Here is a 13,006-nt window from a genome sequence, read left to right as displayed (position 1 = left end):
GAAGAAGACGGTGCGGTCGATTTTGGAAATGTCGGCAAGAACATGCTGTTGCATGACCCCAAATCCCCGTTTAGCGTTAGGACGGATTATACGAAGATGAAGACTGCCTTTGCGCAGTACCTTCCCAAGGCGGATTTTATCGTACTCGACCTCGGCGATACGGTAAGAGCCGACTATTATAGCCGGTACGTCCTAAAACGCCGGGCGTTGAATATGAAGATGCGGGCTATTCATAACAATGCCAGGTTCTTAAAGCAAGCAATGGATGTGGCGGGGCCGGATACGGTTTTTATCGTGACGGCACTGTCAGCGCCCGGATCGACTAAGGCTCCGCTTAGATCCGGCCTGGAGCAGTTGACGCCGATACTAGTGCACGGGTCCGGCTTTAAGCCGGGGCCCTTGATCGCGGATACTACGAACAGGGAAGGCCTTGTTACGATTATAGATATCACGCCGACTATTCTAAACATCCTAGAAATGAAGAAGGGCGAGGATATGCCGGGGAGCGTTATGCGCACGGGGTCGACACAGATCTCTCCGCAAGAGCTTGACCGGTTTAATCAAAGCGCGATTGGCGTTAAGGATACCCGTAGAATGGCGATTCTTGCGTATATTTACATCCAGATCGTCCTGTACGTGCTGGCGGCGCTTGTTATTGCCTACAGGAGGATGCTCACCAGGAAAACGGCGACGATACTGTCGACACTGATCTTTACCACCATGAGCTTCCCTCTCTTTTCCTTCTACACGACAAAGCTTGAACGCGTAGCCGCTCAGGGATCGCTTGTTACTTTATTGACTATCGTCGTTTCCCTTTTATTTGCGTTGCTATTGGTTGCGATTCGCAGAAAAGTGCTTCACCCGATCATCGGTATCGCCCTGCTTAACGTCGTCGTTCTGTCCGTAGAGGTGTTGATGGGCGGGCCGTCCTTCATCAACAGCATCTTCGGCTACGACCCGATTCGGGGCGCTCGTTTCTTCGGTATAGGCAACGAGGCTATGTCGATATTACTGGCGAACGGACTACTGTTATTCGGCCTAATGCTCGAAAAGGTATGGAACAAGTGGACCGTGCTTGCCGGGGCCGTTTTATCGGTGTTTTTGATCGTGCTGATCGGGTTTCCGGGGCTTGGAACGAATACCGACGGGCCGATTACCGCAACCGCGACGTTTACCACAATGGTCCTTCTATCCGCTAGGTCAAAGGCCAAATTCCGAAATTTTGCAATCGCGCTGGTAATGGTGGTTGTTGTTCTTGCGCTATTTGCCGGTTACGATGCAATGCACGGTGCGACGACGCACATGGGAAAATCCGTTAACCTTATTATCTCAGGAGGTTTTCCCGAGGCGGTCATGATTATCAAGCGCAAGTTGGCCACGAACTTGATGATATTTAAGTTTAGCACATGGTCGTATTTTCTCTTTATAATGCTGGGGCTCGCCATATTCCTATGGATGAAGCCGACCGGCGTTCTGAGCCGTTTGCTTGCAAAATACCGGGGATTATCGACGGCGATCTCGGCATCGATCGTTGGTGGCATCGTCGGATTTATCTTTAACGACTCGGGCATTTTGATACCGGCGATCATTATGTCGTATATGATTCCAACGGTTATTTACCTGATGATCTGGGAGCAATATCGCTCTGCGGAGCATGAAGAGATAAGGGGCACGAGCCCGGAATCTCGAGTGCTTGGGAAGAACGGTTAATAGGAGAAGAGCATTGTGGATATAGAGTGGGTCTGAAGAGGGTAATTTCTTGTGGTAAGTGCGGTGTTGCTTTATTTATGGATAATTGCGCATGGGGTGACGGCGGCGATTGTGAGCCTGGTGATATTGCCGATGGTCGTCGGGATGCTAAAGGAATCCGGGGCCGTTAAGGTAAACTACCGTCAAAAGGAAGTCGTCAATATGGCGGGCATCCTTATTATCCTGGTTTGGATACTGCTAATGGCGGCGGCGGCGATTGTCCCGACAGCCGCCGATATGCTGGGCATATTTATCCCGGATGGATTTGTCGTAAGCTCTGATGTGGCGATGCCGCTAACGATACTTATTCTTGGAGCCGGTCTTTTCGGCCTGGTCGATGACCTTCTTGGAACTAGAGAGTATAGTGGCTTCAGGGGCCATATCGGGGCGCTATTTAAAGGAAAGCTGACGACGGGTGCGCTTAAGGCTATCGGGATACCGGTGGTGGCCGTGTTTGCATCCTCGCTACTATCGTCGGAGGTGCTAGAAATTATTGGGAATGCCCTCCTTATCGCGCTCTGCGTCAACGCCTTGAACCTGCTTGATTTACGTCCGGGACGGGCGCTTAAGATATATATTCCGCTGCAATTGTTCTTTATCTATGCGGCGGGGAGCGCTTTCGGATCATCATCCGCAGCGCTGGCCGGTATCGCGCTGGTGTTGATCGCCTCCGACTTGAAGGAAGAGATCATGCTTGGCGATACGGGGTCGAATATTCTTGGCGGTGTTCTTGGATTCTGTTTAGTCGCCACCTATGGGTGGAATGTAAAATTACCGGTTATTATTTTACTTATATTATTGCAAGTCCTTACAGAGAAATACTCGATTACCGCAGTTGTTGAGCGTGTCCCTATTCTGAGGGCCTTTGATAATCTAGGGCGAAAAGCTGAATAGGCGATTCGATTTTGTCGCGAATCCGTGATAAAATGCGAAGGTTGGTATAATGAGATATAGTAGACTTCTAGAGGAAGAAAGGCAAGCAAAAGGGGAGAGATGATTGGCTAAACATATCTTTGTAACAGGCGGCGTTGTCTCATCGCTGGGAAAAGGAATTACCGCCGCCTCTCTTGGCAGATTGTTAAAGAGCAGGGGGTTTAAAGTCACCATCCAGAAACTTGACCCCTACTTGAACGTCGACCCCGGGACAATGAGCCCGTTTCAGCACGGAGAGGTGTTTGTAACCGACGACGGCACCGAGACGGACCTGGACCTGGGGCACTACGAGAGGTTTATCGACGAGAACCTCGGCAAGGACAGCAACGTCACTGCAGGCCAGATATATTGGTCGATCGTCACCAAAGAGCGGCGCGGTGAATTTCTGGGCGGCACCGTCCAGGTTATCCCCCACGTAACTAACGAGATTAAGCAGCGTATTTTAAATTTAGCGACGAATGACGACAAGCACATCGTCATCACCGAGGTCGGCGGCACCGTCGGCGACATTGAAAGCCTTCCCTTCCTTGAAGCCATAAGGCAGTTTAAAAAAGACGTTGGAAAAGAAAATGTCCTGTATATACATGTAACCCTTGTACCTTATCTAGAATCTTCCTCAGAGCTGAAGACCAAGCCGACGCAGCACAGCGTAAAAGAGCTGCGAAGCATCGGTATTCAGCCCGATATTATAGTGGCCCGATGCGATAGGCCGATCGATGTGTCGATTAAGCGCAAGATCGGTCTTTTTTGCGACATCGAGCCGGCATCGGTCATCACGGCCATAGACGCGGATAACCTCTACGTTATACCGCTAAAACTGCATGAAGAAGGTCTGGACGATATTGTTGTGGACCGCTTAAAGCTTAAAAACGGCACAACGGATTTAAGCGAATGGCAAGGGCTTGTCGAGCGGATCAGGCGTGTCGAAAACAAGGTAAAAATAGGGTTGGTCGGAAAATACGTCCAGTTGCCGGATGCGTACCTGAGCGTTGTTGAGGCGCTGAAGCACGGTGGCTATTTTAACAACACCGATGTTGAGATTGTCTGGGTCGATGCTGAGACGGTAAGCCAGGAGGAAGTCGAGAGGCAACTGGCCTCGGTAGACGGCATACTTGTGCCCGGCGGGTTCGGTATCCGGGGGATTGAAGGAAAAATCCATGCGATACGATTCGCCAGGGAGAATAAGCTTCCATTCTTGGGCGTATGCCTTGGCCTGCAATGCGCCGTTGTTGAGTTTGCTAGAAATGTTGTCGGTCTGGAAGGCGCGAACAGCTCCGAATTTGATCCCGAGACCCCACACCCGGTTATCGACCTTCTGCCCGAGCAGAAGACCGTTGAAGATATGGGCGGCACTATGAGGCTGGGCGCATATCCATGTAAGATAACGAAAGACAGTTACGCGTACCGGGCATATGGGGCGACGGATATCGAGGAACGGCATCGCCACCGCTATGAGGTAAATAGTGAATATATAGAGGCACTGGTAAAAGCCGGTCTTGTGCTAAGCGGGCTTTCCCCGGACGGGAGGCTGGTTGAAATCGTCGAGATTAAAGACCATCCCTGGTTTGTGGGCACGCAGTTCCATCCCGAGTTTAAATCCAGGCCAAACAGGCCGCAGCCGCTTTTTAGAGACTTCGTCGGCGCGGCGTTGAAATACAACCTCGACAGACAACGAGTCGGGGCGACCCGCGGTTATTTCGAATAAGCGACTAGCATGGTGGGGCCCCGGGGTTCCACTTTTTCATTTTGCGTGAAAGAGCTGGAGGTTCTCATGGTTGAAGATGGCAGAGTCGTTAGGATATTCGAGAATCTGGTAAAGATCTACAGCCCAAGCTACAAAGAGCGATTTGTAGCTGGTTACATCAAGGGCTATGTGGAGGCGCTGGGCTTTTTAGTATACGAAGATGAGGCCGGTAAAGCGCTTGGCGGGGATGCCGGAAACGTCCTTGTCACAATACCGGGAACGGCGGACGGGCCCTGCATCCTGTTTGCCGCCCACATGGATACCGTCGAGCCATCCGGGGGCATCGAGCCGGTCATCGAGGATGGCGTTATCAAGAGTAAGGGCGATACCATACTTGGGGCCGACGATAAAGCCGGGGTTGCGGCAATGCTCGAGCTGATTTCGGTCTTAGAGGGTAAATTGCTGCGGCATGGGCCGGTACACCTTGCATTTACCATCGCCGAAGAAGTCGGGCTTGAAGGCGCAAAGCACCTGGACTTGAGCGATGTCAATGTGGATTACGCCTATGTTTTAGATAGCAACGGACCGGTCGGTACCGTGGTCGTCGGCGCCCCTTATCAGGATTCGTTTGAAGTCGAGTATACCGGAAGGGCCGCGCATGCCGGCGTTGCCCCCGAGCTTGGAATAAACGCAATAGTTGCCGCATCGAAAGCTATCTGCTGCATGAATATCGGGAGAATCGATGAGGATACCACCTCTAACGTGGGAACTATCGAAGGCGGTCGGGCGGGGAATATCGTTCCGGCTAAGGTAAACCTTCTTGCCGAGGCGCGAAGCATCGATCCGGCGAAACTAGAAAAGCAGGCTCATCATATGATAGAGTGCTTTAAGAAGGGCGCGGATGAGACGGGCGCAGAGGTAAACATCAAACGAACTCGCCCTTACGATGGCTACCTGCATTCAGAAAACGATCCCGTGGTAAAGAAGGTAGTCGATACCATGACGAAGCTCGGCCTTACCCCGAGGCTTATCAAGAGCGGAGGCGGAAGCGATACGAATGTATTCAACGCCAAGGGAATCAGCACCGTAAACCTCGGAATGGGCGCCGAAGACGTCCATACCGACGACGAATACGTCCCCGTGCAAGAGTTGGCCAATATGGCGCAACTCCTCGTTGAGCTTGTTAAGATATAGGGCTTATAATGCTAACACTAAAACGGGCAAAAATAATCGAAATAAGAAGCGAGCGACCTGGGTATATCGAAGTGCTTGTCGATGTGGATGGGAACCGCCACAAGGCTATTTGCTATAGTGCGCTTGTCGGTGATGTGCGGCAGGGGGACGATGTTATCGTTAACACAACCGCCGTCGATCTCGATCTTGGAACCGGCGGCTATCATTTTATCCTCTGTAATTTGAGTAAGGACTCTGTAACGTCCGCAGGCGATGGACATATTATGAAGCTGCGCTATACGCCGCTTCAGATAAAGTGTCTGGCCGCCGAAGAGGAGAACAGCCCCTACCATAAAACGCTAAAGGACGTCACGAGCATTGAGAGCATGCCGGTTATCGTGGGAACGCTGCATAGCCAGCTTCCGGCGGCGGCTGTAATGGTAAAAGAGCTGCTACCCACCGCAAAGATCGCCTACATCATGACGGACGGCGCTGCGCTTCCGCTGGCGTTCAGCAGGCTTGTTGCCGAGCTTAAGAGTGCAGGTAGTATTGACGTCACAATCACCGCAGGGCACGCGTTTGGCGGCGATATGGAGGCCATCAACATATTCAGCGCGCTGGCGGCGGCAAAATACGCGGCGCAGGCGGATGTTGCGATCGTCTCAATGGGCCCCGGCATCGTCGGCAGCAACACGAGGCTCGGGTTTACCGGGATGGAGCAAGGCCAGGTTATCAATGCTGTGAACGGTCTGAAAGGTGTGCCGGTAGCAATCCCAAGAATAAGCTTTGCCGATAAAAGAGAGCGCCATGTTGGCATAAGTCACCACACTATAACCGCGTTAACGATCGCGGCGGTCTCGCGCAGTATACTTACTATCCCCGAGATGGATAGGGGTAAAGCAAATACCGTTAACGACCAGATAGTAAAAGAGCGCCTCGATCAAACGCATACCGTAGTGCAGATAAGCGCAGGAGCGGTGATTAGCGTATTGAAGAGCAAGAACATACTGCCCACGACGATGGGAAGAACACTCGATCAAGACCCGGAATTCTTCATGGCCGCCGGTGCGGCCGGAATATATGCGGCAAACGTTTTACTGGGAGGTAAGTAGGCGTGGCAGAGAGTTTTATCCTTCTTGAATCGGATTTGATCTATGCGGGCAGCATTATCAGCCTTTATGTTGATAAGATAAAGAGCCCCGAGGGCAGGGTTATGGAGCGTGAGGTTGTAAAACACCCCGATGCGGTAGGCATCGTCGCGATCAACAAGCGCAAGGAGATCGTCTTTGTTAAGCAGTATCGCCATGCGATAGACGCAGATCTTCTTGAGATACCCGCAGGCCTTCTCGCCGACAGCGAGAGCCCCGAAGAATGCGCCGTCCGTGAGCTGAGAGAAGAGACCGGCTATAGGGCCGGGGCGGTACATAAACTCGCCGAGTTCTACACTTCGGCCGGCTTTACGGATGAGAGATTCTACCTCTTTTTTACGGATGAGATCGAGGAGGGCGAGCCCGAGCGCGATGAAGGTGAAGAAGGGATGCAGGTAGAACGCATACCGTTTATCAAGGCGGTTGAGATGGCGGCATCAGGCAAAATCGAGGACGCCAAAACGCTGACCGCAATCCTTATGGCCGCACGGCGCATCGGGCGAATCGAAGTATAGAATCGAAGTAAAAATGACCCTTGAGTTGCTGGATGATTTTCTAAACTATTTATCCGTTGAAAAAGGCCTGGCAAAGAACACGCTCGAAGCATATAGCCGGGATCTGATCGCCTACCTGGGCTATCTAAGTAATGCCGGTGTTACCTCATTTACGGCTGTGACCTATGAGCATGTCCTCAATTACCTGCACGAGCTGCATAAAGAATATGCCGATACATCTGTGGCGCGAAAACTCGCGGCAATTAAAGCGTTTCATAAATTCCTGGTGCGCGAGGGGATTACCGAAAACCTCCCGACATCGGATATTAAAACCCCGAAAATAGCGCAGAAACTACCTAAAGTGTTATCCGCAAAGCAAATCGGCAAGCTTTTAAACCAGCCGATGGGGATCGGGAAGTACGCGATGCGGGACCGGGCCATCCTCGAGCTGCTTTATAGCTGCGGCATGCGCGTCTCCGAGCTTGTCTCGCTCGACGTGGGGGATATCGATCCCAGGCATGGATACCTTCGCTGTCTCGGCAAGGGGTCGAAAGAGCGGATTATTCCCCTTGGGAGCTATGCGATTGAGGCGCTTACGGAGTATAGTAATAAATCAAGGCGTGAACTAGTAAAAGAGGGTACCTGGCCGCCCGAGTTTTTCCTCAACAACCGTGGAACGCGTCTGACGCGGGTAAGCTGCTGGAAGATCGTAAAAAAGTACGCTGAAAAAGCCGGGATTGGGGATATCTACCCGCACCTGCTGCGGCACTCATTCGCCACGCACCTGCTGACGAACGGCGCCGATCTCAGGGCGGTTCAGGAGCTTCTCGGCCACGCCGATATATCAACAACCCAAATCTACACGCACGTGACCAAAGATAAGTTGCGGGTGGTGTATGAAAGAACACATCCGAAAGCAAGGAAGAAATAGGATGTCATTCTGAAGGAACAAATGGCGGGTGACGATTACATGTCATTCTGAACGAGCAAATGGCGGGTGACGATTACATGTCATTCTGAACGAAGTGAAGAATCTTGGGTGCAGTGCCTTTTTATAGCAAGAGGGTCTAAGCTTAGATAACCAGAGTGAGATAAATGGTTTATAAATGCTAGTAGATGCTTGATGGATTTTTCTTAGGACGGTATATCAAAGCTTAGACGAACTCAGTGACAGAAGTCTGTGAGTGCTCTCTAGATTCTTCACTTCGTTCAGAATGACAGGTTGCGGATGAAGGTGTCCTAAACTTAGTTGAAATTGAAATGGCTCCAGTCCATATGGTTTGATTAATGTGCAACCAATCAAGCCAAAATAGTAAGGGGACGTTGTTTCCTGTGGGTCTTTATTGTTACGCAACATGAGTTAGGAAACAAAGGAAACAACGTCCCCCTTAATTAAGGAGATACGATGGCGGAGATAAAACGGGTCGTTATTATAGTTTTGGATAGTGTGGGGGCGGGGGCGCTTCCTGATGCGGGTAAGTATGGTGATGAGGGGAGCAACACGTTAGGAAACACGGCCAAAGCTGTTGGGGGATTGCACATGCCCAATCTTGGTAAGCTTGGACTGGGTAACATCCTTGAGATAGAAGGGGTTCCCGGGGAGCCCGACGCACTGGCGTTTTTTGGCAAAATGGCCGAAGTATCCCCCGGGAAAGACACCACCACGGGGCATTGGGAAATGATGGGCGTGCACCCGGACCGCCCGTTTCCGACGTACCCGCACGGTTTTCCGCCGGATATTATAGAAGAATTCGAGAAAGCCGTCGGCAGAGAAATCCTTGGGAACAAGACCGCATCCGGCACCGAGATTATAGCTGAGCTGGGTGCGGAGCACATGAAGACCGGAAAGCCGATCGTCTATACATCTGCCGACAGCGTATTCCAAATCGCCGCGCATGAGGATATTATCCCGATAGACGAGCTGTACGGGATGTGTGAGATCGCCCGTACTATCTTAAGGGGCGAGCACGAGGTCGGACGGGTTATCGCCAGGCCGTTCATCGGTACGCCGGGCAACTTTACCCGCACACACAGGAGAAGAGACTTCTCGGTAGCGCCGCCGGCAAAGACGGTGCTCGATTACGTAAAGGATGCGGGGTATCCGGTCTATGCCGTTGGAAAAATAAGCGAAATATTCGTGGGGCAGGGAATAACCGCCGCTGTACATACCGAAAGCAACATGCATGGCGTTGATATGACGCTCAAGGTTATGGAAGAGCAGGATAACGGGATTATCTTTACAAACCTGGTCGATTTCGACTCGCAGTGGGGTCATCGGAACGACCCGGCAGGATACGCAAAGGGCCTTGGGGCGGTTGATGCGCGCCTTCCCGAGATTTTAAGTAAACTCACTCCAGCGGATGCCTTATTTATTACCGCCGATCACGGGTGCGACCCGACCACTCCAAGCACGGACCACTCCAGGGAATATGTGCCTGTTGTAGTCTACGGTCTTGCGTTCGGCAGGCCGTCGTCTCTTGGGATACGTCAGACATTTTCGGATTTGGGCAAAACAGTGGCCGACCTACTCGGCGTAGATGCCCCGGTATACGGAGAGAGCTTCAAGGGCGAACTATGCGGCTTTCCAGAGATCCTTCAACTCGACGGGTAAGTCCTTCTGGACATGCTCGACTTCTGTTGAAGGGATGGCTTCTTTTAGGGCGTTAAAGACGATCCCGGTCAGCCTTTCGGCCTCCTGAGAGGTACGTATATCGGCCGCTTCCCGTACCTGCTCTATGAACTCCTCTATATTCATTTTATGAAGGCCCTGCAGGCGCACCATAAGCCGTTGAAGCCAGCCGCCCGTCCATAAGTCATCCATATCTTGAGGGAGCGTCTCATAGATATCATTGACTTCAGTCGGGCTTAATTGCGACCTGAGGGTCAGCAGTACCGAGTGCGCCACGCGTTTTGCGTCCTCTTCCGGGAGCTTTGCTTCTTTTCTTATGATGTCGATAAATTCGTTTTTAGTCATATATCTGCCTTTTTTTACCCTTTTTTTCGAAAGAGTAACTAGAGGTCTGATGTGCGAGCCGGGCCTGCGTTCGCTTGCTCTGCCGGCGCAATCACAGCAAACATTTAGGTAGTGGTAGAATAGGGTAAGAAAAGCAGAAGCCAGGAGTCAGGAGCCGGACGGTTTTATGCGTAATAGTACGAATGAACGGCGGGCGGGTGCACAAGCGCAACCTAATATCGACTATGCGGCTCGCGAGGAGAAGAACAAGGTGAGCCCTGCATGGCAATCCGTGTATGAGTTTAAGACCGAGTACGTGGTCGACATGCCTGAGATGGCCCGGCGTTTTCGAAATGCCTTTGTCGTAACGCTTATCCTGGCGCTCGCCATAATCGTGACATCTCCCGCCAACAGGCCCTTTATCGGATTTGTCGTAACGCCGCCGATCGGTGAGAATTTTCTTCACTTGATGCTTGCTGCCATAGCTATACTGTACGGTGGAAGGTTCTTTTATACCTCGGCCTGGCTTGCCTTGAGGCGGGGGGCCACCAACGCGGCGTTGCTTGTGACGCTGGCCGTTCTGGTCGCGTACGCGTACGGTATCGTTGCATCCTTTACTATCCCAGGAACCATATTCTTTGAAATAGCGACCGTTGTTTTGGCCGTTATTCTCGTTGGGCATTGGATGGAAATTCTGGTATGGGAGCGGATTACCGAGCCGGTCCAATCGCTGTATAATGCTTTACCTGAGCTTGCAAATGTCGTAACCGATGAGGGGGTAGAAACCGTCCCGATACAAAAGGTGCATGCGGGAGACACCATAGTTATCCGGGCGGGCGATACGATACCCGCTGATGGGATTATTGTTGATGGATACGGGCTGCTTGACGAATCCGTTGTAACCGGGAACCCTGAGCCTGTGGAAAAGGATCTCAAAGACGATGTGCTCGCGGCCACAGTGAACCAGGTCGACGAGTTCACTATGAAGGCGATCAGGGCAGGCGACTCGACCGTTATCAGCCAGATGATAACGGTCGCTGAGAACGCGCAACGAACGCGCGCCCCCCTGCAGCAAACCATGGAAACAGTGGTCTCGTATTTTATTCCTCTGGTTATTATTATAGCGACGCTAGCGGCGGTGCTCTGGGGTTTTGTGGGCGACAAGGGTTTAGTGTTTGCGCTTATAATCGCCCTGGCGACCCTCGTCGTTGCCGGGCCAGACGCGTTGGCGTTGGCGGTTCCGACGGCGATACTGGTCGGGGCTGGCATAGGGCTGAGGCGGGGAATACTAATAAAGAACGCAGCGGTTTTGGAAAAGGCGGCGATAATCGATACCGTTGTATTCGGTAAAACCGGTTGTCTTACCGAGGGAAACCCGCGCGTAAGCGATATCTATCATGTTGGAAAACTAACCGAGGCGGGGTTCTTGCGGCTGGCGGCGGGCCTTGAAAAGGGGTCGAAAAGCGATATCGCAAGGGCGATTGTTGCCGCCGCCGAAGAGCAGGTCAGCATAGCCATCCCGACCGCCGAAGAGCATAGGCAAATGCCCGGCTACGGCACGGTAGGCAAGATTGAGACCCGCACGATCCTGGTTGGAAATAAGCGCTTGATGGCCGAGAAAGATATAAATACGGTGCTGGTTGAGCAAAAAGCGGATGAGCTTGCCAAGCAGGGTAAGACCATCGTGTACGCGGCGGTAGACGGTAAAATAGAAGGGATTATAGGGATTTACGACCCCATAAGAAGCAGTTCGGCAGAGGCGGTAAAAAAGCTGCGTGATGCGGGCATTAACGTAACCCTAATAACGGATGATAACTACACGACGGCGAAGGCGATTGCGGATGATGTCGGTATCGATAAGGTCTACGCCGAGGTCCCGGTTGCGGCGAAGGCGGATATTATTAACGAGCTTCAGCATAAGGGCAGGCATGTGGCTGCGGTAAGCGCAAGCTCAAACGATGCTTCTACCCTCGGCCAGGCCGATATCGGGATCGCCTTCGCATTCGGCGCAAATCTCGCTTCAGAGCCGGGACAGGTCGTGTTGATAAAGAACGACCCAATTGATGTGGTTACTACGCTTGAACTGGGTAAAGATGTAGCGGCGAAAATACGATGGAACCTTATCCTCGCAATCGCATATAACGTAGTAGCGCTTCCGGTAGCGGCTGGCGCACTCTATGTGGTATCCGGGGTTGTGGTGCGGCCCGAGGTAGCGGCTGTCGTGGTATCGCTCAGCACGCTTGCAGTCATGGCGAACTCGCTGCAGCTCAGGCAAGCAAGGGCAAGGTCAATCGCTGAATCGTAACCGCGGGTTATGCCGCGAAGATTTTTTGAAGCCGTGGAACGTGCCTATCCAAATACCAGAATATCTGTCCCACCGGGGCATTAACCGACGAGATAATCCCCAGCGCTTTATCTTCTGTAATGGGAGCAACAAACAGCAGCAGTTTCTCGAACTTGATATAGACGAGCTTGATATTCTCTGAATCCAAGCTTGTTTCAACCCGGTCGGCCCAGCTATCGAGCATGGCGATGTTTGAAGTAACGCCCTCAAGATCTATTTTAAGACGGTTAAAATACGACAGTATATTAGCCTTGTTATCGAATATCCACACAGTCGAGACGCCCTGAATATCCGCAATGCGAGCGAGGTTTCGCAGGACGAGCTTGTTCACGTCGCCCGGCAACTCGTATCTCGCTTCGTTCCCCGGCTTATCCCGCATGCACTCTCCTCAAGCAAGTGATAACAGCGCAGTAACTCAATGGATAGAGTTACATCGATTAGAATTTTATTATGTGGTGCACTTGCTCTTATATCCAAGTCAGCGGGAATGCAATCATACTAGTTCCAGAACACCATAATTATTGTGTC

11 protein-coding genes are annotated in these 13,006 nt (G+C 51.9%); 9 read left to right on the top strand and 2 right to left on the bottom strand.

Annotated features, from left to right (window positions below):
• The 8 genes from COY37_RS09065 to COY37_RS09030 form a co-directional block, all read left to right on the top strand.
• A partial coding sequence (locus COY37_RS09065; protein WP_286977314.1) for a hypothetical protein occupies positions 1-1,710 on the top strand: 1,710 nt, incomplete at its 5' end.
• Between the two features lie 51 nt (positions 1,711-1,761).
• Entirely contained in the window at positions 1,762-2,643 is an 882-nt protein-coding gene (locus COY37_RS09060) for a hypothetical protein (RefSeq protein WP_286977311.1), read from the top strand.
• A 103-nt stretch (positions 2,644-2,746) separates the two neighbouring features.
• Positions 2,747-4,387: a CTP synthase gene (pyrG, locus tag COY37_RS09055; protein ID WP_286679081.1), complete on the top strand. Its 1,641-nt coding sequence runs from the start codon at positions 2,747-2,749 to the stop codon at positions 4,385-4,387.
• A gap of 66 nt (positions 4,388-4,453) precedes the next feature.
• Positions 4,454-5,560 (top strand): M20/M25/M40 family metallo-hydrolase, encoded by a 1,107-nt coding sequence (locus COY37_RS09050; RefSeq protein WP_286977309.1) that lies wholly within the window; start codon positions 4,454-4,456, stop codon positions 5,558-5,560.
• Positions 5,561-5,568: 8 nt separating this feature from the next.
• Positions 5,569-6,651, top strand: coding sequence for a DUF3866 family protein (locus tag COY37_RS09045; protein WP_286679079.1), 1,083 nt, complete (start codon positions 5,569-5,571; stop codon positions 6,649-6,651).
• A 2-nt stretch (positions 6,652-6,653) separates the two neighbouring features.
• Positions 6,654-7,202, top strand: a complete 549-nt coding sequence (locus tag COY37_RS09040; RefSeq protein WP_286679078.1) for an NUDIX hydrolase — start codon at positions 6,654-6,656, stop codon at positions 7,200-7,202.
• A 13-nt stretch (positions 7,203-7,215) separates the two neighbouring features.
• Positions 7,216-8,112, top strand: a complete 897-nt coding sequence (xerD, locus tag COY37_RS09035; protein ID WP_286679077.1) for a site-specific tyrosine recombinase XerD — start codon at positions 7,216-7,218, stop codon at positions 8,110-8,112.
• A gap of 474 nt (positions 8,113-8,586) precedes the next feature.
• On the top strand, positions 8,587-9,792 hold the full coding sequence (locus COY37_RS09030; protein ID WP_286679076.1) for a phosphopentomutase: 1,206 nt from the start codon (positions 8,587-8,589) through the stop codon (positions 9,790-9,792).
• On the opposite strand, the gene COY37_RS09025 is transcribed toward COY37_RS09030, so the two are convergent.
• A complete protein-coding gene (locus COY37_RS09025) occupies positions 9,754-10,155 on the bottom strand; it encodes a DUF2267 domain-containing protein (RefSeq protein ID WP_286679075.1) in 402 nt (133 codons plus the stop codon). The genes COY37_RS09030 and COY37_RS09025 overlap by 39 nt on opposite strands.
• 166 nt (positions 10,156-10,321) lie before the next feature.
• On the opposite strand from COY37_RS09025, the gene COY37_RS09020 reads away from it, so the two are divergent.
• The gene (locus tag COY37_RS09020; RefSeq protein ID WP_286679074.1) at positions 10,322-12,439 is read left to right on the top strand and encodes a heavy metal translocating P-type ATPase; all 2,118 of its coding nucleotides are present in this window, start codon (positions 10,322-10,324) and stop codon (positions 12,437-12,439) included.
• Between the two features lie 7 nt (positions 12,440-12,446).
• Here the strand turns inward: COY37_RS09020 and COY37_RS09015 are convergent, their stop codons facing one another.
• Complete coding sequence (locus COY37_RS09015; protein WP_286679073.1) at positions 12,447-12,857, bottom strand: roadblock/LC7 domain-containing protein; 411 nt, start codon at positions 12,855-12,857, stop codon at positions 12,447-12,449.
• Between the last annotated feature and the right edge of the window lie 149 nt (positions 12,858-13,006).

The organism is Candidatus Aquicultor secundus, from assembly GCF_002791875.1.
GTDB classification, from domain to species: Bacteria; Actinomycetota; Aquicultoria; order Aquicultorales; family Aquicultoraceae; genus Aquicultor_A; species Aquicultor_A secundus.
This window is presented reverse-complemented; position numbering and strand designations above follow the sequence as displayed.

What these genes read in the sequence shown, in the direction of transcription:
- COY37_RS09025 (WP_286679075.1), bottom strand. Translation starts at nt 10,155, where the DNA reads ATGACTAAAAACGAATTTATCGACATCATAAGAAAAGAAGCAAAGCTC.
- COY37_RS09045 (WP_286679079.1), top strand. Translation starts at nt 5,569, where the DNA reads ATGCTAACACTAAAACGGGCAAAAATAATCGAAATAAGAAGCGAGCGA.
- COY37_RS09020 (WP_286679074.1), top strand. Translation starts at nt 10,322, where the DNA reads ATGCGTAATAGTACGAATGAACGGCGGGCGGGTGCACAAGCGCAACCT.
- xerD (WP_286679077.1), top strand. Translation starts at nt 7,216, where the DNA reads ATGACCCTTGAGTTGCTGGATGATTTTCTAAACTATTTATCCGTTGAA.
- COY37_RS09030 (WP_286679076.1), top strand. Translation starts at nt 8,587, where the DNA reads ATGGCGGAGATAAAACGGGTCGTTATTATAGTTTTGGATAGTGTGGGG.
- COY37_RS09015 (WP_286679073.1), bottom strand. Translation starts at nt 12,857, where the DNA reads ATGCGGGATAAGCCGGGGAACGAAGCGAGATACGAGTTGCCGGGCGAC.
- COY37_RS09050 (WP_286977309.1), top strand. Translation starts at nt 4,454, where the DNA reads ATGGTTGAAGATGGCAGAGTCGTTAGGATATTCGAGAATCTGGTAAAG.